Here is a 440-nt window from a genome sequence, read left to right as displayed (position 1 = left end):
GTGCCATCAACCACAACCGTGCCGTAGCTCGCAGTACTGCTCACTAAAGTCCCTTCACCGGTATCAATATCACTAACAGACACTGTGCCTGTTGCGGTGTTGTTGCTGGCATCATCTTCAGTCACGCTTGTGTCACTTGCGGTAACTGTGATATCCGCCGCATCATTGCTACCCGTGATGGTGATGGTTTGGGTCTCAGTGGTGCCATCATCACTGGTGAACGTGATGGTATCAACCAAGGTTTGACCTGCCGGTAGTGCTTGCACTGCAGCATTATTGTTATCCAGTGAATACGTCCATTGACCTGCTGCATCCACCACAACGGTGCCATATGTTGCCGTGCTGCTCGCTAAAGTCCCTTCACCGGTATCTACGTCAAATACTGAAATAGTACCTGTCGCTGTGTTATTGCTCGCATCATCTTCAGTCACGCTTGTGTC

1 protein-coding gene is annotated in these 440 nt (G+C 50.2%); it reads right to left on the bottom strand.

Going from position 1 to position 440, the window contains the following annotated elements; genetic code table 11:
• Positions 1-440 (bottom strand): VCBS domain-containing protein (locus tag CWS31_RS17445; protein WP_148747798.1); only part of this gene is annotated, 440 nt, incomplete at both ends.

Source organism: Colwellia echini, assembly GCF_002843355.2.
Classification (GTDB): domain Bacteria; phylum Pseudomonadota; class Gammaproteobacteria; order Enterobacterales; family Alteromonadaceae; genus Colwellia; species Colwellia echini.
This window is presented reverse-complemented; position numbering and strand designations above follow the sequence as displayed.